Origin of the sequence: Flavobacterium sp. N2550 (genome assembly GCF_025947265.1) — a bacterium.
GTDB classification, from domain to species: domain Bacteria; phylum Bacteroidota; class Bacteroidia; order Flavobacteriales; family Flavobacteriaceae; genus Flavobacterium; species Flavobacterium endophyticum.
Window position 1 is genome coordinate 2,454,805 of sequence record NZ_CP110007.1, and the last position, 19,395, is coordinate 2,474,199.

Here is a 19,395-nt window from a genome sequence, read left to right on the forward strand (position 1 = left end):
CTAATTTTAACTTAAAATAGCTAGAATATATTGTTTTATTTCTAAAATTTAAGAAGATGTTAGGAATTGTCCTGCAAGCAATTCATACGATTTCTTGCGGTCTTCAAAATTTTCTGCTATGGTGGCAATCATGATTTCATCGGTTTCATACTCGTCGGCAATTTTTTCGATAGCGGCCTTGAGCTTTTCCGGAGTTCCTGCAATATAACGCCCTTTGTTATAAGCAATCCGTGCTTTCTGCTGCAACGTATAGCCCATATTTTTTATTTCTTCAAAAGAAGGAAGTTCTCCGGCAGCACCCGCTTCAATATGGAGCATTCGATAATCGAATTCTGTAATCCAATCGGCAATCTTTTGTTCGTCTTCAGAGCAGAAGGCAAAGATTCCGACATTTACTTTCGGTTGTTTCAGCTCGGCAGAAGGCTTAAAATTCTGGCGGTAGAAAGCCGCTACCTCTGGACCACCATCAGGATTGATAAATTGAGCAAACGACAATGCCATTCCGAAATGGGCCGCAAATTGAGCACTGCCTCCACTGGATGTCAAAATCCATAAATCTGGAATTTCTTCCGGACACGGATACGATTTTACTTTTTCATGTACTGTATCGGCTAGGGTTTCATTCCTAAGAAAGGCTTGGACATCGATCAATTGCTGGAAAAATTCTTTTTCGCTAAAGGTATTGGAAGGATTGAGTAGGTGAGACGACAGCCTGTCGCCGCCAGGAGCACGTCCGATTCCTAAATCAATTCTTTTTGGGAAAAGCGTTTCCAACAGTCCGAAGTTTTCGGCCACCTTGAAGGCGCTGTGGTTGGGAAGCATGATACCGCCCGAGCCAATCTTTATGGTTTGTGTCTTTGAAGCCAAAAACGGGATCAATACTTCGGGAGCCGTGCCGGCAACCATCTTAAAGTTATGGTGTTCTGAAACCCAATAGCGGGTATATCCTAGTTTTTCTGCTAATTGTACTAATTCGCCGGATTCTTGCAACGCTTGTTTTGCTGTTCCGTTTCTCCTGACCTGAGATTGGTCAAGAATGCTTAATCTGATATTTTTCATACTTGTAAAGGTAAGAAACTAATCACTTTTGACGGTTTCTGCCAAAGGCTGCAAGGTGTTATTTTTTTCCTAAAAATTTCCAATGTTAAGTTTTTGCCAGAAGTGAAAACTTAACATTGGCGCATCTATTAATGGCTTAAATTTGTTAACGTTAAATTTACATTACCGTAATTTTAACGAAACATGAACACTATTTCCAGAATCTCAAAATCATTGTATAATACTAATCGATAACCCTATGAGTCAAATAGCCGAAAACAATCCAGAAAGTACGCCAGAAAAAAACCAAGATACTCCAAAAGCCACAGCTACTCCAGTTGCAAAGCAAGAGAGTCCAAAGCCTGCTTCAACTCCGAGAACTAGAGCGCCAAGGACAGCCGCTGGCACGACAGCGAAAGCTCCTGAGGTTAAAACTGCGCCTACAGCCAAACCGGCACCTTCAAGAACAACAACTACAGCGGCTAAAACGACTGCCGCTAAACCAGCCGCTGCAAAGCCTGCTGCTACGACAACAGTAAAAAAAGCAACTCCAGCGGCGACCAAAGCAGCGCCAAAGGAAAATACAGAGGCTAGTGCAAAAGAAGTTGAAAACGCATTAACGCCTGTCCAAGATACTCAAGCGAATACCGAAGAAGCAGTACAGGAGGATAAAAAGAAAAACAAGAAAAAATCTAAAAAGATGAAAGAAAAGGAAAAAGCCAAGGCTAAAAAAGACAAGGAGAAAGCAAAAGCTAAAAAGGCAAAACTAAAAGAGAAGGAAAAAGCCAAGGCTAAAAAGAAAAAAGATAAGGAAAAGAAAGAGAAAGCTAGAAAAAAAGCAAAGGCTAAAAAAGTAGCGAAAGCTAAGGCAAAAGCAAAATCCAAAAAGAAATCGAAGAAGAAAAAGTAAAGGAAATAAAAAACCGATGATTACTAGTCATCGGTTTTTTTGTTTATATCTACAGCGTAAGTCTTATTTTTTAGGCAAGGCCGCTCTTGCCGTATAAAGTCAGATTTTATAAGCCCTGTAATAAAAGTTTTTAATCAAGGTAATTGCATAAAACTGGCCCCAATAACTTTTAATGTGCCGTCAAAGCGTTTCCAAACTCTAAAATATCTAAATTTTCCTTCTAGAGGCGTTCCCATCATTTTTCCTTTCGCTGTCATTGTAACGATTGAAAGCGCAGTGTCGCCCATTATTCTAATGTCGTCAATTTCTGTTGAAGCGTCTTCAATAATCATTGTTTTCGCTTTATGTGAGTTCAAGTCCATTTCTTTAGTTAGAATTTGTCCTGTTGGTGCAACTGCAACCAAATCATCGTGCAATAGTTGGTCAAGTTGGTCCACATTGCTTACAAGTTGAGCCGAAAAAAGTTTGTTTTCTGCTTCAACGACATTTTCTCTGGTGATTTTTGTTTTGTCCATATTTTGATTTGTTTGTTGTCGTTTCGTCAACGTGTTAGGTGATTGTCCGTGATAATTTCTAAAAGCCAACCAAGGACTGTCCGCCTGACAAATTATAAGTTATAAATATAATTGTTTTAAGTAATGAGCTAACGTATCGTGATCCAATCTGCTTTAACACTGCTATCTTTTACTTTTCCAGGAGCTTCTGTGTTTTCATAGACTCCAATCGGATGGTCAGGATCTTTCATGAACACAAATTCCCAATCGTTTTTTTGTTCGTATAAAAATTCCCAGCTCATCATAAGATTTTGATGTAAAGGAATGTTTGGATAAATCGCTTGTATTTCTTTTATAGAAGCGTTCGGATACAGTTCATCAGCAGTTCTTAAGTCTTTATGTATGGCTGCTATGGCAAGCAATAAGTTCGTTTCCTGTTCCGGAATAAGCGCCATGACAGGCTTATCTTTGAGATAATAGATAAAAGCATCTCCACCTCCGTCATATCCAAAATCGAACGGATCGCATCTTTTTCTAGACAAGCCTTTTAAATGTTTTTCGGCTTCTTGCAACGGCATGCCTATTTTTATTGGGCCGAGATGACGCTTTTCAATCCTAAATTCATCAAAATGAAAGCCTTCTTCTGGCTTGCGTAAAGCAGTTTCGCTATTTTCAACGGTTTCAATTGTTTCGATCGTTTCGTCTTTTTGGATTTTTGCTTCTTCTTTACACGAAAATAAGAAAAGGCTAAAAAGAAGTAAGATAGCTTTTAAATTCATGATATATTGTCAATTTCTAGATGTCCAAATATAAAAATTTTGACCTGATCTTTCTGACAATCTCTAATTTTGCTACTAATTAATTGTCTGATGTAATGATAAACGAAATAGAGCTGGCCAAACGATTGAAGTCGTACGAACTTATTGCGTGAATGATCTGGGAGAAGAATCGACTAGCTCTTCTTTGATCTCTCTTGGTATAGGTAATTCATGATGTTATATGTCATGGCTCTTTTCGAGAATTGATTTACTGAAAAAATCTCCATTTGTAAGCGCATTGATTTCTAGCTTTCAACTTTCAACTTTCAACTTTCAACTTTCGACTTTTGACTTTTGACTTCCGAAAGCGTTTAATATGTACGGATGTGCGGCTCATCTTACATAAGTATATAGCTGATGAATATGATAAAAGTCAACAGAAAAATTGCAGCAATGAACCTATTGTTGTTCTGGTGTCTATTATAGTAACGGACATAAGGCCCTTCTATAGGCCCGTTAAGACATTCAGAAAAGGTATAGGTCTTTAAGCCAAAGATCTTTCTGACAGTTGTGCCTAATAAAAATCGGATAGTCGCACCTATGTAATTAAAGATGGGACGGGAGATTATATCATCAATCATTTCTGATACTGGTTTGAGATGTGAAATATACTATTTTATTCTGATTAATCGCCGCCGCATCCTCCGCAACCGCCACAGCCACTATCTCCTCCAGAACATCCACTTGCTCCAGAGCAGCTGCTGTCAAAACTGCCCGAAACATCGCCAAAATCGTCCCAATCTCCAAAAACAAAGACATCTGCCGGATCAATCTGATTGGTCCTACGGTTGATTTCTTGGGCAAGTTCGGCATCAAGTTCCTTCAAGAGGTCGAAACGAAAATTAGACAGAAGAACCACATTGCCGTTGATGGCTTTTAGGATTTCGAATGATTTTTCGGCATTTCCTGTGGCTAATTCTTTTTCGAGTGCTGTAATTTCAGCTTGGATTTCCGTTCTCAGCTGCTTTCCTTTATGAGAATGCTGGAATCCCCAGAATATCTTTTGGAAAAGGTTCTGGTAAAAACAATTGTCAAGATGCGGACTATGAAACAGCAAGTGCTGGTATTCGCTTATAGATACAGAGTTTTGGTAGCCGATTCGGACCATATTGCGGAAAAGAATCTGCAGACTATTATCTTTTTTAAACGACTCAAGAAAAACAAACTCATGGAGTAATGGCTTGTACATAAAAAAATTACGCCCTGCTTCTACATATTTATAAATGCGTATGTCTTCGTTTCTGTGTGGCTGTCGCTCTACTTCAAAAAGGTTGAGGGCCTGTTTAAGAACCAAGTCCATAAAAGTGCCTTTGAGCAGTTCGCGGATTGTGGCTTTTCTTCCATAAAGCAAGAGCTGGACTTCTGCAGGAGAGAGGTAGGTTAAGTGTTTCATTTGTTGAAGAATGAAGGTTTTTTAAGAATCCAATTTTGTTTGAGGTCAACCCGCTGGAATTTTGCACCCGAAAACCGGACTTGGCTGGATGGCCAAAGTGCTGCAGGAGGTGTTGAACCAAAAACGGAGGCATAGAGTTGTTTGGTTTTTTCGTACCAGTCGGTGAACTTGTCGATTTCCTGCACACCGCCTTTTGTAGGTCCGTGATGGATCTGTCTGCCTAAGGTATTTTGGCAGAAATCAATCCAATACGATTCGGTGTAAAGTAAGTGCAAATGCCAGACTTGGTCTATTTCGTCAGAAGGCGTAAGGGGATGTGGTGCGATGCAGAGCAAGGTCATGAATTTTTTGTATTCTTCGATAGCCATTACAGAAAAGCCAATCGTCCAACCGTTTTCGCGTGCAAGCCTGTCTGTAAAAGTAAAGGAAGCCTCAGGATTATCTAATTCGAAGTTTTTGATCTTATCCCAGAGTAGTTGGTGTTCCTTAGTCATGAATGTCGGAATGTATTCATAGACGCAAATTATTAAATTTTTTATAAAGACGTGTTTCTTCATCAATAAATTTTAGGCGTGATTGTTTCTTTCGGTTTAAGTTTTCTCTTTAAATCGAATCAAGAATTATAAATACACGAAAATAATCTTAAATACGCAAATATAATAACTGTTGCTTTTTAGGTGTTTGGACATGTTTAATAGAATAAAATCTAAAGCTATTTGTGTTTAATGTATTGTTTTATAGATATTTAAGTGATTTATTTTAAAAATTACACTAAATAAGCTGGGTACTGCTATAATACTCAGTTTATTAAAAGATAATTGAAAATAATCTAATTTTATATTTGTTTGATAGATTTATTTCTTATATATTTGCATTGTAATCATTCGATAATAGCCATTCAGAAGCCTTGTTATCCGGAAAACAATCTAGAGAATCATATTGCCACGAATATTACAAGAAATAAATCTTATAATTTAAAAAAGTAAAAATGAGTACAGAAATTAAAAACACGCTCTTCCGATTCGTTACCATGAGATCGCCAGAGCTATCTGAAGAAAAAAACAAAGACAAGCGTTTTGTGTATCGAAGCGCAAATGGAGTAACATTTGACAACGCTGTTGCCAACAGGCCGAGCAACAAGACCAAGTGGCAATCTATGGTAGATGCTTCTCCTTCTTTCGGGGCCATAAGCGAAGAAAATCTAAAATCTATCAATGCAGAACTATATGTGCTGGCTGTATGGATGGCAAAGAACAAATATTCGTATACTGAAGCAGACCTGAAAAAAGAGGTTTTAAAAGTTACAACAGGCTTGACGCCATCGCAGCTGACTCTTTTATGGGACAATCTTTTTTACCAAGTAGTCACGCAGAAAAGCTTTTATGCTAAAGAAATCATCATGCAGCTGCTTGTCGCGAATCATCTATTTAGAAGCTATGATGAATCGAATAAGCCATTGTCTAAACAATTGATGAATGCAAAAGTTGTCTTGCCTAAGCAGCTATTCGTAGAAAATACGTCTTCTGCTCCGATTGTTGCAAGAATGGCTGCAAGAGGTGAGTCTGAAGAAGAAGCACAAATGTCGCTGCCTAACGATGAGATGCGTCAATTTCAAGCAATTTCCTTGTCGAACATAAATATAGAAAGACAGAATAAGCTTAAGAAAGAATTGCAAAAAGTCGAAAAGGCCTACAAAAAGGAATATCAGGTTTCCTTTGAAAAAGAACAGCTAAAATACCAGGCAGAAATACAGCCTATTATTGATGATTATCATAAGAATGTGGAAGATGCCAAAACCAAATGGTGTTCTGTGAGAAATCCTGATGTCCCGTTTGATGCGGCAGACCCTTGCAATGAGCCGCCAGTTGTTCCGATGCCTAAATTGTCTGCTTTTAATTTTAAATTCAGAAACGAAATTGATTTGGAACATTTGAAGTCTGTATTATCTGCACCAGCTTTTGATACATTGCTTGAAGTATTGGAAATAGAGACAGAAGACGAGCCGGAAAAAAAAGGAGAAGGCCATGCGGCTAGAATCATTCCAGGATTGTCGAGCGATACTAGTCTAACGTCGTTCCAAAATGTTTTCACATTGATTGAAGATCAGGTTTCTACTAATACGCAGACTATCATCAGCCATACGCCTCATCAAGGAAATACTTCAATAAGTGTTGGAGGAGTTGTTATTCCTACGACAAATAATGTTACGGCTGGGATACTTCCTTTTTCTTATCAAGCCTGTCCAAAAATCTACAGTAGTAACGCTAATGGCGGTACCTACGTAAACTTTGACGTTTCTTTTACGGTAGCTGATTCTTCATGGCAGATTTCGGGAGTTGAGACTACGGTCGAAAAGTATTCTGGAGAAAAGGTGGTTCGTACTGCTTTTACGCAAAACAGAAACGGAAACAGCATCATGCTGACCAATCTTCATAATGATGCGCTTACGACAGGTGATTTCTACTACGTGATGAAGAATCTTACAGTAGCAATTACTTTTACGAATGGAGCAAAAAAATCGTTCACGACTGATTTTTGGCATACGTTGAATTGTGCTACGGGCAGGATGCTGACCATCTTAGAGCCGCAGCCAGAAAGCACGCCGTCGGTTCCCTCTGTACCTGCTACTGGGGCCGATGGATCGTTTATCCCTTCTGGATTTGGAGTAAAACAGCTTGGTATTGCCGATTATAAAAAAGTAGAACAGACTGTTCAAGGATATGTTGAAGGCGAAGTGGCGGCAATCGAAAACGTCATGGCCCGCGAGTATAAGGAGAAGGCTACCCGCAAGCTCCGTAGAAGCGAAAATACGACGACGTCTACCTCTGAAATAGAAAAAGAACAGTTGTCGGATACGACCAATACGAGCCGTTTCGAAATGCAGAGTGAAGTCGCAAAAGTGTTGCAGGAAAGCAAAGATCTTTCTGCCGGAGGAAACTTCGGAATGGAATGGGGCGGCGCTACAACAGGAGGTACCAAATTTACTCTGGGTGCAAATGTCAATATGGCTACGCATACTTCTAGAGAAGAAAGTACGCGCCAAGCTGTCAACCAAGCCAAAGAGGTAACAGAGCGTGCGATGGAAAGAATCGTGACTAAGGTAAAAGAAGAACGAATCGAGAAAATTATTGAAGAGTTTGAAGACAATAACAAGCACGGTTTTGATAATACGAAAGGCGACAAGCATGTCGTAGGAGTTTATCGCTGGGTTGACAAGGTTTATAAGAACCAGATCTATAATTATGGAAAACGCTTGATGTTTGAATTTATGGTTCCAGAGCCTGCCAAGCTTCATATATTGGGCATGTCTGAGAATGGAGGATCCAAATTGATTGAGCCCGTAGATCCAAGAAAATTTGTTGACACGCAAGGAACGACAACTCCGCTAAACTTAAAAGATTTTACGTGTGTAAATGATGCTACAGTAAAATATTGGGGCGGAAAGCTAAATGTTGATTTGGATGCGAGTCCTTCGCAATTCTTAAGTGTCGGTAAAGAATTCAATTTCTCTGGATTGATGAGTGGTGGTAATTCTTGGTCTGATAAAGCCAATCTGACTTTGCCGGAAGGTTATAAAACGGTTGATGCGGTAGTTACTGTATCTAGTGCTGCCATGCAGACCAGCTGGGGTAAATCGATTGGTGTCAGCGTTGGAAACTTGAGATACTATTGCGGTTCGTTGAACGACAACTGGAGATTATATCCAAAAGATGGCGAGGCTTTAAATGCTTTTGAAGGCAATATTCCAGTTTCTGTTTTCTTTATTACGCATCACGTAGGTATTGCCAATGTTAGCGTCAAATTAGAAAGAACAGCCAATAAATACCAACAATGGCAGCAAGAAACGTTCAAAGCGATTATTGATGCTTATGAAGATGCAGTTGTAGAATACGAGCAAAAATTAGCCGAAGAACAAGCCAAAGGTGTTGTCATCAAAGGTACTAATCCTGGCTTTTATCGTGAAATTGAAAACATGGTATTGCGCAAAAACTGTATCTCTTATATAATAGACCAGAATACTACTGCGAGAAGAACTTATGGAAAAGACATGACCAAGCCTCTTGCTTCAGGTGTAGACAGATCTTTTGGAAACCATGAGATAAAAGTAGATGCTAATCTAGACGATTATGCTGCTTTTGCCAAATTTATTGAGCAAGCTTTTGAATGGGACATTATGTCTTATAATTTCTATCCGTACTATTGGGGAGCCAGAGAAGATTGGGCGAAACTGTATCAATATGATAACAACGATCCTTTATTTAGAAGCTTCATGCAGGCAGGTATGGCGAGAGTAATCGTAACAGTTAGGCCAGGTTTTGAAGAAGTAGTTAGCTATTATCTACAAACAGGCCAAATCTGGAATGGAGGCGAAGTACCGGTTATCGAAGATGAACTGTTCCTTTCTATCGTAGACGAATTGCGCGAGCCAGAAGGCCAAAAAGAAGGAAAAGCATGGGCTACAAGACTCCCAACTGCTTTGACCATTTTGCAAGCCGACAGCATTGGATTAAAGGTAGACAAAGCGTTGCCGTATGACGAAGACTTGTCAGACTTTGAAGACCCTGCTTCTGTACCGCATTCACCTAATTTCCATATCACGGGAGCACAGATGAACGGAGCTTCTTCAAAAACAGTTACCTTTTCGTATGAAGATATGGATAGTTTTGGTAATAATACTATTGGTCACTATGATTCGTATTCCAGTTTTCCAAGAACGTTCCGATGTATGGGAGAAGAAATCGTTATCGAAAGAGATGCCGCTTGGCAGTCAACAGATTCAGCGAAGGTTATCTATGCGAAGCTAGCAGAACAACTCTCTCTGATTCCCGGAATCGATGCTCAGCAGTATACTTCAGCAGATAACAATGAAGCGTCTATCCGATTCATAGTGGACACGAGCGTAGTTCCGACATTTGTTTTTGAAAAAGAAACTCCAGTAACGGTTACGATGCCTGAACTGGACCAGGTAAAAGTTCTTTTCAATTCCGATTCTGTGAAGTTTACAAATCCGACAGCTTATTATGACAGGATTTTGGATGCTAACGGAACCAAATTAGCTTCTGCCGAAGTAAATACTTTATTGCCAATTTCTAGATTTTCTATATGAGCCAGATAAAGGCAGAAGCCATATGGCAGCACGAATTCGTGCTGCCATATATTTTAAATGACCTGAAAGCCAAAGTAGATGCGATTACTCCTGTAAGAGCTATTTACTTGCATGGCAGCAGGGGAAGGGTGTTGCCAAACGATTGGCGCCAATTGGAAGGTAAGGATTGGGACATTATGATGGTGTGTGATTTTCCGATCGTGAATTCACAGCTGTGGACAACTGCGCTGAACTATCATATCGACCTGACCATCACTACAGAATATAAAATCAAGAACTTTTTGCGAAACAATACCTCGGTTGTCGAGCTATTTCCAAGCTATAAGTTGGCGATTTAAGAGTATTAACCATAAAAAATAATAATATGACAACAGATATATTTGAAGATTTTGACGAAGAAAGTCAGGATCTTCTACGAGAGTTGGATATGCAGGGCTTCGAAGCATTTCAGAACAGCGGACAAGTAGGTAATTTAAAAAATAATAGTTTTGAAGAAATTGCTTATGAAAAAATATATGGAGAAAATAATTCCTGTGGTGAATATAAAGATGAATGGACAACTAAAATAATTGACATTAATGAATTATTGAAATTTATCAGGACAAATAGACCCTATAAAAAGGCTTTTTATTTTCCAGCTTTCTTGATCCCTACGCTTAATCCACTGTCTTCGAAGAGCCCTTCGGCAATGATGCTGAAAAGTTTTTATGCTTCGGTTTCTAGTGATAAGACAATCTTTAATTATGAAGATGAAAATCGTAAGATAAAAAGGCAGGGAAAATTAGAAATCAAGCTTAATTCTAGAGCCTGTCATGTGAACTTAGATAAACCCGGCTATCTTTTTAAGATAGATGCTGCAAAAAAGAATCTAAACTTTCGGATTGCTTTTGTCTATGAAGATGCCATGCATTTAAGAAATTATGACGTAACGCCAGAAGTTGAAAATGATTTTGTATTAGGAGACCAATTCAATGCGATTATTATAAAAACAGACGATGCCAATGCATTTGTGGCATTAGCCGAACACACGGGATCAAAAGAATTTGTTAAGGAAAAAATTAAAAATGCTTTTGTTGAGGCTCTCAAAATAGCTAAAACGGGAAGTGAATTGAAGTTCCTTTATGAAAATATTCCTGACTTTATCTTAAATCAATTAGTGTTCCTTTTGAAAGAAGAAAGACTATGGGATCATGTGAATCTGCTCACAGATTATGATGATACAGGAACGTTTAGTAACTTTAAAGATAGCAGTGGTGCTTTAATGAATTTATTTAAGGCTTTTGGCAACTCTTTTTATATAATCGAAAAATTTAGTGAAGACCAAGCTTTTTTAAAAAGAATTTATGAAAACCTGGATGGAAGTTCAGAGTTTATGGGACAGGTCACAAGCAACAGGATAATTTTTGCTAGTATGATAAGTGCCTGTTGCATATATAATAATAAACTGAAGACAATAGGCAAGGTCTTTTATTATGGAAAAGGATATAAAATAGATTCCGACATTTCTTGGTTTAGCGACGAAAAGGAAGACGAGTTTTACTTAAAGCAACAGAAAATAGTAGAACATACCTACCAGCAGCCTAATACCGAAACTGACGAGTTTGGTGTAACTATTCCTGTAGGGCCTGATCTAGAAAGGACCTATTCTGAAACTGTTGATCAAGATCAAGGAAAGATGTATCACCCTTTAGATATGGTTTCTTTGGTTGATTATACTTCTGGTATTGATATTCCTATTCCCGTTCCAATTATTTTTGTAAAAGCACTCGCTGGCGAAAAAGAAATACAGGATGTTGAGCTCGCTATTCGCATTGGATTTGATATAGTAGCTATCATTGCAGGTGTAATTGTAATGGCAACTACTGCAAATCCAGGGGTATTTGCTCTAGCTCTTGCAGATGTAGTACTGGCTATTGGCGATGTAGCTATAAATGCCAGTCGGAACGAAATTTTGGAAACTCCAGGAGGCGCTGAATTTTTAAACACTTGGGAGCAGATTTATGTGGTTGGCGGTATTATAACAGCCGGCCCAGCACTTCTACAAAGCTTTTTTAAAGCAGGCGCAGGGCTGTTAAGAACAGCAAATGCGATTAAAAACTTTAAGGTTGCCAATTTTGCTAGAGCTTGTATTACAAAAGTCATCCTTGAAATAAATATTGCTAATTTTACTCAAAATACAGTAAAAGAGATTCTGTACGGTGAAGAAGCCTTAAAGCTTTCCGGAGTCAACTTCAAGATGGCAGGAGTCACCAGATTACAGCAGGAAGGAGTTTTATTCATTAAAGGAATTGATGCAGAAGGAAAGGCGGTTGCTTATGCTGCAATTTATAGAGGAGAAGCCATTGCAAATGGTACAGCTAAAGAAGTCAGGGAAACATTCAAAGAAATTTGGGCTGCAAAAGGTGCAAATTTAATTGAAAAATTAAACGAGATTTTTGATTTAAAATACCTGCCAGATGAAGTTCTTAAACATGCTGATGAAGGAGCTTTCTCATTGCCAGGCAACCCTAAAAAGAGTACTGCTCCAGGAAAAATGCTCGGTGGCGGTCATGGGCAAGCCAATATTGTTAAACTCGAAAGCTTGGGCAGAGAATACAAAATTGAACATACCTATAAAAATGGAGTAAGAATCGGTAGTGTTGCAGGACATGATAGTAATTTTAAAAGGTTAGTGATAGGTGAAAAAATAACTGGACAGTCTTGGTTTCCAAAAAAATGGGGTGTAAAAAAGATAAAACAGGCTGGGCAACATGTTATAAATAAAAATTTCGAAAAGTTTAAAACTCTAGAAGACGGGAAGCCTATTTTTGATAATTTTGAAGGGGTAAGGGTAGGGGTTTTAAAAACCAAAGGAAAGCCAGCAACTATATTTCCGGATAATGCGATGCAACCTATAGCAAAGAGTAAAAATTTTGAATTAAATCCTTATAAAAATAACTAAGATGAAGACTTTAATAGAAAATACAATAAGGAATATTGAAAACAAACATCCTGAAGACCCTACAATAACAAGTGATTTGGATTATATAACAGAATTATTATCTAAAAATGTTGATGATTCAATTTTAATAATCAATGAATTAAATGAAGAATCAATTCGCTGGATTTCCTCGAGATTTGAAGGACTGTCATATAAATTTCAAAACAAAAAATTTGTTGAATGTTTAAAAAATCTTTTGTCAAAATTTCCTAATATTAGTTATTTGAAAGAAGATATTCAAGAAGCTGTAGAAGCATTTTACGAAGAATAAATAAAAAAAACCCGTCAACTGACGGGGTTTTTATTTTATATTAAATGGATATTAGTACAAGCTAGTAAACTTCTCAGGATTTACCTCACTCATAATCGCATATACTTTTTCATAGATATCTTCTGCAGAAGGTTTTGAAAAATAATCTCCATCCGTTCCATACGAAGGACGGTGCGCTTTTGCAGTCAATGTTTCCGGTTTGCTGTCAAGGTATTTGTAACCGTTCTGTTCATCAAGAATCTGTTGCAAGATAAAGGCAGAAGCTCCTCCAGGGACATCTTCGTCAATTACTAATAATCGGTTGGTTTTTGCTAGAGATTTTACAATATCATGGTTAATGTCAAAAGGCAATAGCGACTGTGGATCGATAATCTCAGCATCAATACCAATCTCAAGCAATTCTTTTGCGGCCTGTTCAACCAAACGCAAGGTAGAACCGTAGGAAACAAGCGTAATGTCTTTTCCTTCCTTAAGTGTTTCTACAACACCAATAGGAGTCTTGAATTCGCCCATATTGACAGGCATTTTTTCTTTCAAGCGGTATCCGTTTAGACATTCCACAACAAGAGCTGGCTCGTCGGTTTCCAATAAACTGTTGTAAAAACCAGCCGCTTTTGTCATATTTCTAGGAACCAAAACGTGTATGCCTCGGATAGCATTGATTATCATTCCCATTGGAGAACCAGAATGCCAGATACCTTCCAAGCGGTGTCCACGAGTTCTTATAATAAGTGGCGCTTTTTGCTTGCCGCGTGTTCTGTATTGTAATGTTGCCAAATCATCACTCATGATCTGGATTGCATATAAAAGGTAATCTAAGTATTGGATTTCGGCAATCGGACGAAGTCCTCTCATCGCCATTCCAATTCCTTGTCCTAGGATAGTAGCTTCTCTAATTCCGACATCGGCTACTCTCAATTCGCCATATTTCTCCTGCATTCCTTCCAGACCTTGGTTTACGTCACCGATATTTCCGGCATCTTCACCAAAAACAAGTGTTTCTGGATATTTGCTGAAAATAGCGTCGAAGTTGTCGCGGATGATAACCCTTCCATCGACTTCTTCTGCATTTTCTATGTATTCTGGAAGCACTTCTTTTACAGAAAAGACATTTTGGTCTGATTCTGAAAAGAGATTAGAGCTGAATTTTGGCTGTATTTTTTCAGTATAAGCTGTAATCCATTGCGAAAGCTGGGCTTTGCCATTTTCTTTTAGGATAAGACGCAATACTTTTCGAGCTGTCGTAATAATATCTTTACGGATTGGCTCTTTGATCCCAGCTAAATCTGAAGCATGTTTTTGGATGAAAACTTTGTTCTCGCTAGCAGCAGCAATTGTTTCCAGCAAAGAAACTAATTCTTTTTGTTCGTTTTTGATAGGTTCTACAAAAGCATTCCAAGCGGCTTTTTTGCCATCGAGTACTTCCTTTTTAGCGATATTATCAATTTCGTCTAGTTCTTCTTGCGTAGCAATATTGATGGCAATCATCCACAATTTCAACTGGCGAAGACAGTCGAAATCCGCTTCCCATGCCAAACGATCTGCATTTTTGTAGCGTTCGTGCGAACCTGAAGTCGAGTGTCCTTGAGGCTGCGTCAATTCTTGCACGTGGATCAAGACAGGAACGTGTTCTTCACGTGCAATCTGAGATGCCTGCTCATAAGCTGTAATCAAGGCTGGATAATCCCATCCTTTGACGCGAATGATTTCATAGCCTTTATTTTCGTTGTCTCTTTGAAAACCTTTTAGGATTTCAGAGATATTTTCTTTTGTAGTTTGGTGTTTTGCATGAACAGAAATTCCGTATTCGTCATCCCAAACGCTCATTACCATTGGTACTTGCAATACTCCGGCAGCATTTATAGTTTCGAAAAACAAGCCTTCAGAGGTACTGGCATTTCCGATAGTTCCCCAAGCAATTTCGTTTCCGTTAATCGAAAAATTAGTCTTGTTGTGGATTCCAGAAACATTTCGGAATATTTTAGAAGCTTGCGCCAATCCTAATAATCGAGGCATTTGCCCAGCAGTAGGAGAGATGTCAGCACTAGAGTTTTTTTGTAGCGTTAGATTCTTCCAAGAACCGTCATCGTTCAAGCTATGCGTAGCAAAGTGGCCACCCATTTGGCGTCCGGCAGACATTGGATCATGGTCGATATCCGTATGGCCGTAAAGTCCGGCAAAAAACTGCTGAATGGTCATTTGGCCAATCGCCATCATAAAAGTCTGGTCGCGATAGTAGCCTGAACGGAAATCCCCATTCTTAAAAGCTTTTGCCATAGCCAGCTGAGGTACTTCTTTTCCGTCGCCAAAAATACCGAACTTTGCTTTTCCGGTCAAGACTTCGCGGCGTCCCAAAAGGCTGCATTCTCTGCTGATTACGGCAATTTTATAGTCATTCAACACTTCGGTCTTGAAATCTTCAAACGAAAGTTCTTTTTTGGAAGCTATTTGTGTCATAAATGGAATTTCTTGAATAGAAAACAAATTTAGACATTTCTACTTACAAAACAAAAAAGAGCTCATTTAATTATCTGCAATCAATTTGCCTTGTAGTAAGTTTTGAATGCAAGAAGTTTAGTGAAAGTGAATTAAAATTGTATTATATGTAATTTTAGGCTGGAATTATCTGTTTCTGGTAGTTTCTCGAATAAAACCTTTTTCAGCCTAAAACCATTTACGAGTAAAAAGATTGACCAATGTTTTCGGACTGAAGGTTATGATAAAGCGGACTTTTTCGTTATAATGAGGCTGTCCGACTTCCCAGCCATTGCTGGAATATACAGGGAAATATAATTCAAAATAATCAGTCACAAGATTTAATCGGATACCGCTGTCATAAACAAAATTCGGGTCAGCATGCTTGTTTTTTACCAATCCGGCATCGCCATAGACTTCGATCCAATGCCAGATACTAAAACTTCCGTTCAGGGTGGTCATCCATTGGTTGGCAAACGGAGTATCAAGCTTGGACTTGAACCCACCTTCAGCAAGAATCAGCTGTTGACTAAAAAAACCGGTACTTTCTGAACGTCCGTAATAGTTATAATCAAACAAATAATCTGTCGGACGGTCAAGCGCAAAACTGAAATAATCGGTGTCGGTTTTGTTGTATAGAAAAGTTCCGGCGTACAATCTCAGGTTGAGCTGGCGGTTGTCTTCAAACAATTTTCGGTATTCGATTTCTGCTGCGGTTTTTCCAAATTTTCCCGAAATCTGCAAATCGGTTACAAAGTTAAAGTGGTTGGTCACTTCTGTCTTGACGTTGTAATATTTAGCATTAAAAACAGAATAATTTTCAGTTTCTTCTACATTATAGATAGACTTGTCACGGTTTACCAAGACTTCTCGAAACTGTATGCCTTGCTTTCTGTTATCGCGGAAATTATTTTCCCTGAAAAGCATCGTCACCGTAGGAGTTAGTTTCAGATAGGCCGCATCTGGAGCATAATGAAAATAAGACCCGTTCATCTGATAGCGGATGTTGAAAGGATTGTTGTTGCGGTTGTATTGGTTTACGGCAAAAGAAAACGACCCAGTCAACGTCTGTGTATTCGGCGAATAGATTGGGTTTATTTCATAAACAAACGGCTTGTCTAAGATGGTCTTGTTATGGAAACGGATTCCAGGCGACAGCCCGTCGTATAAGTTATACGTTAATGTCGGGACATAAAGAACTTGGTTATAATAGGGATCTTCCAGGTCTTTCATGAAATTGAACTTGATCGGTCGGTTTTGATGTAGAAAGCCTTTTAAGGATTTCCAGTTGTTGCGAAGATTGTATTCTGGAACTTCATTATGATAATTCAGGACGATTTTGTCTGCTTCGTTGCGCGGCAGGGTAAAGGTGCTGTCGGTTTTGATGTTGTCGAGCCATTTTTTAAAAACGACTTCGTTTTTCTTCGTACCATAAATCGGAATAGGAACAACTGTTTTTGTCTTATTACGAACCGTAAAAGTTACGCTGTCTTTGGTTTTTGAAACATTGGTAAATTTATAATCCACGATATCTCTAGAATCGATTATCGTCTTGAAGAACCAGCTGATGTCTTTTTTTGCATTTATTTTAAGGATTTTCTCAAAATCTGTCCTTGAGGCAGTGTGTTCTTTGTCCAAAGCATAAAACTCACGGATGCTGTTTTCTACGATGTCATTTTCTAAATAATTATCCAAATATTTAAGACTTAGCCCTGCTCTATATTTGCTGGCAATCTGCTCGTTGAACTTAATGAACGTATTTTTAGGATCGCCTATCGGCTGGTCTAAGTTTTTTCGGGCCATCAGCATATAGAAATAGCTGTACTGCTCGTTAAAACTAACCGTCGTAAGGTTATAACCTCTCAACAGCCACCATTGCGAAAGATTGCCCATCATTTTACTGTCCGGATGATGATCTTCTATATATTTCATCATGGTATAAATCTGGATACCGTCATAAATCCAGTTATCGTCTCTTGCATTTAGGTGAAGGCTGGTCTTGAGGAAATTATTCAGATAAGTCTTGAGGAATTTTATCTCAAATAAAAACTCATCGGGAAACGGACTTATAAATGACGGAAGCTGATTCAATCCGTAAAAGGGGTTTTTTTCATAATCTGCTTGCGATACCGTAATTTTTTCAAAAGGATAGCTGCCTATATTTTCATTGACAAAATTTACAACTTTGTCAATGACAATCGCTTTCTGGATTTCGTTCAGCCTGTTTTCCTTCAGGTTGGTTTCTACAGTAACGACATTGTTTTTATAACTGTAGAAGGTTGTTTTGGGTTCTAAGAACAGGTTGAAATCTTGGCGGTTTTTTCCAGACAGCTCATAAGTAGAAAACGTTGCGTCTTTGGTACGGCTGATTTCGTTTAGGTCTGAAGTAGCTTCAAGTCCTAATGGAAGTTTCAAGTTTACGTCAAAATCTGTGAGACTATTGGTGATATCGTCTAGATTATTGTTGCTGTATTTTATAAACTGATGGTTTTCATATCGTGCAGGAGTGAGGAACCAGTTTTTCAGATTCATTTCACCGTTCTGGTTCCAGCCGTATTTGGTAAAACGGTCATTTGGAAGTTTTACCAGATACGTCAGTTTTAGTACTGTTTTCTCGTTAGGAGCCAATTTTTCACGAAGATTGACTTCTATTACATCGGGATGTTTTTCAAAACGGTGCCATTTCAAAAACAAATTATCTTGTCCAATAATAGTTATGTTATCTGTCTTTCCTCTTTCTTCGTCTTTTGCCAAGTGAAAACTCCTGACAAATTCATCAGAGAATCGTTTTGCCAGAGGCGTATTTTTATCCGAATAAGCGTGGTTCCAATCATTAAGGATGATAGAAGTCAGCGTGTCTCCCGTTTGGTTATTAAAGGTAATTTCCTGCTGTACGTAAGCTGACTTTTCTTCGCTATTAATCTCAACAATCATTCTGAAATGATGTTGCGCGTTTCCTTTTATTGAAAGAAACATAAAAGAAAAACAGAAAAAGATTTTAAAGAAAGTATTCAAGCGGCAATTTTATATAATGTACGGTAAAACGTTAAAGCAAGTTTAGTTATTATTAGATACATTTCCTAATAAAGGTTGCTTAAGATTGGCTTAAAAAGAAAAGCTGCCTAAAAAGACAGCTTTCCATGTGTTTATTGTGATGAGCTTTTTAAAAATTAGGACTCAAATTGTATTTTTTGTAGAAATTATCCAAGACATCCAAGACTTCATCTTCATTGTCAACAATCTTGATAAGGTCCATGTCGCAAGGGCTTACATTGCTGTATTTTTCAATCAGCACCGTTTTTACCCATTCGATCAGTCCGGCCCAGAAATCTCTTCCGACCAAGATGATTGGGAATTTGCCTATTTTTTTTGTCTGGATTAAAGTTATCGCTTCGAATAATTCATCCAAAGTTCCGAAACCTCCCGGCATTACTACAAATCCTTGGGAATATTTCACGAACATTACCTTGCGTACAAAGAAATAGTCGAAATTTAAGTTTTTGTCTTTATCGATATACGGATTGAAATGTTGCTCAAAAGGCAGGTCGATGTTGAGCCCAACCGAAGTCCCGCCGCCCAAATGTGCTCCTTTATTTCCGGCTTCCATGATACCAGGTCCGCCGCCAGTGATAACGCCATAGCCAGCTTTACTTATTTTATAGGCAATTTTTTCAGCAAGCAGGTAATATTTATCGTCTGGTTTTGTTCTTGCAGATCCAAAAATAGAAACGCAAGGACCAATTCTTCCCATGTTTTCATAGCCGTTTACAAACTCGGACATGATTTTAAAAATTGCCCAAGAATCATTGCTTCGTATCTCGTTCCACGTCTTTTGCTTAAATACTTCTTGTATTCTGTCGTCTTCGTTTTCGAATGTTTCTTTTTTCATCTTTCTTAAAAATTAATCAG

13 protein-coding genes are annotated in these 19,395 nt (G+C 38.4%); 5 read left to right on the plus strand and 8 right to left on the minus strand.

The window, feature by feature from the left end; genetic code table 11:
* Nucleotides 1-48: 48 nt before the first annotated feature.
* On the minus strand, nt 49-1,059 hold the full coding sequence (locus tag OLM56_RS10830) for an LLM class flavin-dependent oxidoreductase (protein WP_121376439.1): 1,011 nt from the start codon (nt 1,057-1,059) through the stop codon (nt 49-51).
* Nucleotides 1,060-1,297: 238 nt separating this feature from the next.
* Here OLM56_RS10830 and OLM56_RS10835 point away from each other — a divergent pair, with 238 nt between their 5' ends.
* Complete coding sequence (locus OLM56_RS10835) at nt 1,298-1,948, plus strand: hypothetical protein (protein ID WP_264526969.1); 651 nt, start codon at nt 1,298-1,300, stop codon at nt 1,946-1,948.
* Nucleotides 1,949-2,082: 134 nt separating this feature from the next.
* On the opposite strand, the gene OLM56_RS10840 is transcribed toward OLM56_RS10835, so the two are convergent.
* The 4 genes from OLM56_RS10840 to OLM56_RS10855 form a co-directional block, all read right to left on the minus strand.
* A complete protein-coding gene (locus OLM56_RS10840; protein ID WP_264526970.1) occupies nt 2,083-2,463 on the minus strand; it encodes a nuclear transport factor 2 family protein in 381 nt (126 codons plus the stop codon).
* 128 nt (nt 2,464-2,591) lie between these two features.
* Complete coding sequence (locus OLM56_RS10845) at nt 2,592-3,221, minus strand: hypothetical protein (protein WP_264526971.1); 630 nt, start codon at nt 3,219-3,221, stop codon at nt 2,592-2,594.
* Nucleotides 3,222-3,885: 664 nt separating this feature from the next.
* Nucleotides 3,886-4,653 (minus strand): hypothetical protein, encoded by a 768-nt coding sequence (locus OLM56_RS10850; RefSeq protein ID WP_264526972.1) that lies wholly within the window; start codon nt 4,651-4,653, stop codon nt 3,886-3,888.
* Nucleotides 4,650-5,210: a glycine-rich domain-containing protein gene (locus tag OLM56_RS10855; RefSeq protein ID WP_264526973.1), complete on the minus strand. Its 561-nt coding sequence runs from the start codon at nt 5,208-5,210 to the stop codon at nt 4,650-4,652. Before OLM56_RS10855 ends, OLM56_RS10850 begins: the two co-directional genes overlap by 4 nt.
* A 431-nt stretch (nt 5,211-5,641) precedes the next feature.
* Between OLM56_RS10855 and OLM56_RS10860 the strand changes: the two genes are divergently transcribed.
* Genes OLM56_RS10860 through OLM56_RS10875 form a run of 4 tightly spaced genes read left to right on the plus strand, consistent with a single transcriptional unit; the run spans nt 5,642 to nt 13,011 of the window.
* A complete protein-coding gene (locus OLM56_RS10860; protein WP_264526974.1) occupies nt 5,642-9,760 on the plus strand; it encodes a hypothetical protein in 4,119 nt (1,372 codons plus the stop codon).
* Nucleotides 9,757-10,098 carry a hypothetical protein gene (locus OLM56_RS10865; protein WP_182493655.1) on the plus strand — a complete coding sequence of 114 codons (342 nt, stop codon included), beginning with the start codon at nt 9,757-9,759 and terminating at the stop codon, nt 10,096-10,098. Before OLM56_RS10860 ends, OLM56_RS10865 begins: the two co-directional genes overlap by 4 nt.
* Before the next feature lie 26 nt (nt 10,099-10,124).
* Nucleotides 10,125-12,701: an EndoU domain-containing protein gene (locus tag OLM56_RS10870; protein WP_264526975.1), complete on the plus strand. Its 2,577-nt coding sequence runs from the start codon at nt 10,125-10,127 to the stop codon at nt 12,699-12,701.
* Between the two features lies 1 nt (nt 12,702).
* Nucleotides 12,703-13,011 carry a hypothetical protein gene (locus tag OLM56_RS10875; protein ID WP_182493654.1) on the plus strand — a complete coding sequence of 103 codons (309 nt, stop codon included), beginning with the start codon at nt 12,703-12,705 and terminating at the stop codon, nt 13,009-13,011.
* Between the two features lie 51 nt (nt 13,012-13,062).
* Here the strand turns inward: OLM56_RS10875 and OLM56_RS10880 are convergent, their stop codons facing one another.
* The 3 genes from OLM56_RS10880 to OLM56_RS10890 form a co-directional block, all read right to left on the minus strand.
* The gene (locus OLM56_RS10880; protein WP_264526976.1) at nt 13,063-15,468 is read right to left on the minus strand and encodes a thiamine pyrophosphate-dependent enzyme; all 2,406 of its coding nucleotides are present in this window, start codon (nt 15,466-15,468) and stop codon (nt 13,063-13,065) included.
* Nucleotides 15,469-15,675: 207 nt separating this feature from the next.
* The gene (locus tag OLM56_RS10885; RefSeq protein ID WP_264526977.1) at nt 15,676-18,462 is read right to left on the minus strand and encodes an aminopeptidase; all 2,787 of its coding nucleotides are present in this window, start codon (nt 18,460-18,462) and stop codon (nt 15,676-15,678) included.
* A gap of 187 nt (nt 18,463-18,649) precedes the next feature.
* The gene (locus tag OLM56_RS10890; protein WP_182493652.1) at nt 18,650-19,375 is read right to left on the minus strand and encodes a TIGR00730 family Rossman fold protein; all 726 of its coding nucleotides are present in this window, start codon (nt 19,373-19,375) and stop codon (nt 18,650-18,652) included.
* Nucleotides 19,376-19,395: the final 20 nt, after the last annotated feature.

What these genes read in the sequence shown, in the direction of transcription:
- OLM56_RS10830 (WP_121376439.1), bottom strand. Translation starts at nt 1,059, where the DNA reads ATGAAAAATATCAGATTAAGCATTCTTGACCAATCTCAGGTCAGGAGA.
- OLM56_RS10835 (WP_264526969.1), top strand. Translation starts at nt 1,298, where the DNA reads ATGAGTCAAATAGCCGAAAACAATCCAGAAAGTACGCCAGAAAAAAAC.
- OLM56_RS10840 (WP_264526970.1), bottom strand. Translation starts at nt 2,463, where the DNA reads ATGGACAAAACAAAAATCACCAGAGAAAATGTCGTTGAAGCAGAAAAC.
- OLM56_RS10845 (WP_264526971.1), bottom strand. Translation starts at nt 3,221, where the DNA reads ATGAATTTAAAAGCTATCTTACTTCTTTTTAGCCTTTTCTTATTTTCG.
- OLM56_RS10850 (WP_264526972.1), bottom strand. Translation starts at nt 4,653, where the DNA reads ATGAAACACTTAACCTACCTCTCTCCTGCAGAAGTCCAGCTCTTGCTT.
- OLM56_RS10855 (WP_264526973.1), bottom strand. Translation starts at nt 5,210, where the DNA reads ATGAAGAAACACGTCTTTATAAAAAATTTAATAATTTGCGTCTATGAA.
- OLM56_RS10860 (WP_264526974.1), top strand. Translation starts at nt 5,642, where the DNA reads ATGAGTACAGAAATTAAAAACACGCTCTTCCGATTCGTTACCATGAGA.
- OLM56_RS10865 (WP_182493655.1), top strand. Translation starts at nt 9,757, where the DNA reads ATGAGCCAGATAAAGGCAGAAGCCATATGGCAGCACGAATTCGTGCTG.
- OLM56_RS10870 (WP_264526975.1), top strand. Translation starts at nt 10,125, where the DNA reads ATGACAACAGATATATTTGAAGATTTTGACGAAGAAAGTCAGGATCTT.
- OLM56_RS10875 (WP_182493654.1), top strand. Translation starts at nt 12,703, where the DNA reads ATGAAGACTTTAATAGAAAATACAATAAGGAATATTGAAAACAAACAT.
- OLM56_RS10880 (WP_264526976.1), bottom strand. Translation starts at nt 15,468, where the DNA reads ATGACACAAATAGCTTCCAAAAAAGAACTTTCGTTTGAAGATTTCAAG.
- OLM56_RS10885 (WP_264526977.1), bottom strand. Translation starts at nt 18,462, where the DNA reads ATGTTTCTTTCAATAAAAGGAAACGCGCAACATCATTTCAGAATGATT.
- OLM56_RS10890 (WP_182493652.1), bottom strand. Translation starts at nt 19,375, where the DNA reads ATGAAAAAAGAAACATTCGAAAACGAAGACGACAGAATACAAGAAGTA.